This is a genomic window from Pseudactinotalea sp. (assembly GCF_048594945.1).
In the GTDB taxonomy this organism is placed as follows: domain Bacteria; phylum Actinomycetota; class Actinomycetes; order Actinomycetales; family Beutenbergiaceae; genus Pseudactinotalea.
In genome coordinates this window covers 1-2,819 of record NZ_JBMDXJ010000274.1, presented here as the reverse complement: position 1 = coordinate 2,819, position 2,819 = coordinate 1, and the positions used below count along the sequence as shown (strand labels likewise).

The 2,819-nt window shown below is 68.7% G+C and carries 3 protein-coding genes; 2 read left to right on the top strand and 1 reads right to left on the bottom strand.

Going from position 1 to position 2,819, the window contains the following annotated elements; all coding sequences use genetic code 11:
• Window positions 1-329 (top strand): hypothetical protein (locus ACOJSN_RS11855; RefSeq protein ID WP_420112704.1); only part of this gene is annotated, 329 nt, incomplete at its 5' end.
• Window positions 330-428: 99 nt separating this feature from the next.
• Here ACOJSN_RS11855 and hisS read toward each other — a convergent pair.
• Entirely contained in the window at window positions 429-1,805 is a 1,377-nt protein-coding gene (gene hisS / locus ACOJSN_RS11850; RefSeq protein ID WP_420112703.1) for a histidine--tRNA ligase, read from the bottom strand.
• A 204-nt stretch (window positions 1,806-2,009) separates the two neighbouring features.
• On the opposite strand from hisS, the gene ACOJSN_RS11845 reads away from it, so the two are divergent.
• The gene (locus tag ACOJSN_RS11845) at window positions 2,010-2,813 is read left to right on the top strand and encodes a peptidylprolyl isomerase (protein ID WP_420112702.1); all 804 of its coding nucleotides are present in this window, start codon (window positions 2,010-2,012) and stop codon (window positions 2,811-2,813) included.
• Window positions 2,814-2,819: the final 6 nt, after the last annotated feature.

The following is a 2,819-nucleotide window of genomic DNA, read 5'->3' as shown; positions in this document are numbered from 1 at the left end:
TCGTGTGCCCGGTGATCGGAGTGTGGGTATGGACCTCACCTGCCGGAGCGGTCTTCCTCGTCACCAACGGCACCACCACCCCGCTCAACGGCATCGCCCGCTACGCCACCGAGGCCGGACAGACACTGCAACCGAGCCAGGCACGGGCGAGCGAGCAGCACCGCCATGCAGGGCAGGACGCGACCCCGAACACCCCGCGTCAGTCTCGCTCCGACGTCCCCACCACGGTCAAGGAAACCTGGACCCCACCCTGGGACCCATGGCAAGACCCCGACTCCCTCACCCAAGACGAGCACGACGTCACCTACGGACTCCTCAACATCGGATGAGGTGTCTCCGCCCGCCCGAGCGTGACGTCATTCAGCAACCGAGCGCCGACACACACAGTCTGCGCCTCACCACCCGCTGAGGCGTGCGCGACGAGCGTCCTACCGAGGTTCTCCGGCGGGAACCACCCGGGGCCGCAAGTCGTCAGCCGGGGGCTGCCATGTGTCGGCTTCGGCGGCGACCTGGTCGCCGCTGCGGATGTCCTTGACCTCACCGTCGCCGGGCTCGCCGTCATCGCCTGCGCCCGCCCCGGGGAACCACACGAACGGGATGTCGCGACGATCGGCGTAACGGATCTGCTTGCCGAACTTCGCGGCGACCGGGGCGACCTCCGTGGCGATGCCGCGGGCCCGGAGTCGCCGCGCGATGGCGTTGCTGCGGTCGCGCGTGTCCTCGTCGACGACCGCCACGAGCACCGCCGTCGGCACGGGGCGCGTCGGGCGCACGAGCTCGTCGCGCAACAACCGTGACACGAGGCGACTGATCCCGACCGACATGCCGACACCCGGGTACGTGGTGCTTCCATCGTCCACGAGGGAGTCGTAGCGGCCGCCCGAGCAGATCGAGCCGAGGTTCTCGTGCCCGAGCAGTGTCGTCTCGTAGACGCTCCCGGTGTAGTAGTCGAGACCTCGGGCGATCTTCAGATCGGCGACCACCACACCCGGCACCAGCGCCGCGGCACCCTCAACCAGGCCCACGAGCTCGTCCAGACCCTGCTCCAGCAGCGGCGTGCGCACACCGAGCGCCAGCACCTGATCGGCCACCGAGGCATCGGTGGCGGTGATCTCTGCCAGTGCCAGACATGCGCGGGCCTGCTCCTCCGACGCACCGACCTCCGCCTGCAGCGCCGCGAGCACGCCACCGGCACCGATCTTGTCCAGCTTGTCGATGACGCGCAGCGTGCCGTCCACGTCCTCGATCCCGAGGCCCTCATAGAAGCCCTGCGACACGCGGCGGTTGTTGACGGAGACGCGCGCCTGCGGCACGCCGAGCTCCCGCAGCCGCTCGAATGCCGTGGCCATCACGACCGGGACCTCGATCTCGAAGTGCGCGGGCAGCTCATCAGGGGCGACGACGTCGATGTCGGCTTGGACGAACTCACGGAAGCGCCCGTCCTGCGGGCGCTCGCCACGCCACACCTTCTGCACCTGGAAGCGCTTGAATGGGAACGTCAGCCGCCCGGAATTCTCCGCGACGTAGCGTGCGAACGGCACCGTGAGGTCGAAGTGCAGGCCAAGCTGCGACTCGCCGGCGTCGGCCTCGGCGGCTTCAGCCTGCAGCCGCCGCAGCAGGTAGATCTCCTTGGACGTCTCGCCCTTGCTGAGCAGCGACTCGACCGGCTCGACCGCTCGCGTCTCGATCCCCGCGTAGCCGAACAGCGCGAACGTGGACGTCATCACATCGATCACGTGCTGCTCCACCACGCGGCCCGCGGGAAGCCATTCAGGAAAGCCGGACAGAGGTGCGACTCGAGGCATGTCGTGCATCATTCCATCCGCGCCGACCCACCCGCCCCACAGCCACCACACACTTGGCCGTGAGACGGTTGTGACCACACCGTGACCTCTCGACGACGTCCCAGCCGCGATCGAGGGGAACGCCTTGCCTAGACTGTGGGCGGGTTTCGGCGACTGCCGGATCCCTCTGGAGCGCCCGCCACCGGGTGCGGGCGAGGAGGTCACGTGGCGAGCAAGCGTGAGCGCGAGTATGCGCGACGCCGCTATCAGAAGCAGGCTGAGCGTGCCGCGAGGTCGGCTCGCCTGCGTCGTGAACGGCTGCTCGTGGCCGTCTTCACCGTGGTCGGTTTCGGCATCCTCGTCGGCGGTCTGTTCTTCGCGAACCGAGCCGGCCAGGAGTCGGTGGAGACCCCGACCGACGTCGTGACGTCAGACGGCGCCACCGAGCCCGGTGCGCGTGAACCGCTCCCGACCACGAACCCTGAGCAGTACGAGGCCGCACCTCCGGCGAGCGACTCGCTCGACCAGGACTGGGATGTGACGATCACGACCAACGTGGGTGACATCACGATGGTGCTGCACGGCGCTGACGCACCGCAGGCGGTCGCGAACTTCGTGTTCCTGGCGCAGAACGGCTTCTACGACGGCACCGCGTGCCACCGCCTCATGCCCGGTGCGCTGCTGCAGTGCGGCGATCCCACCGCAACCGGTCAGGGCGGACCCGGCTACGCCTGGGGCCCGATCGAGAACGCGCCCGAGGATGACATGTACCCCGCCGGTACCGTGGCGATGGCCCGCGTGGGAGGCGACGGCGAGAGCATGGGTTCTCAGTTCTTCCTCGTCTACGCCGATGTCCCACTGCCCTCGGATGCGGCGGGCGGCTATTCGGTCTTCGGTGAGATCACCGGCGGCCTCGAGATTCTGCAACAGGTCGACGCGGGGGGCGTCGATCCCAACGAGATCGGTCCTGACGGCACTACTGGCCGGCCCATGACCGACGTCATCATCACCGCCGTGGAGGTCGCGTGACCGAGC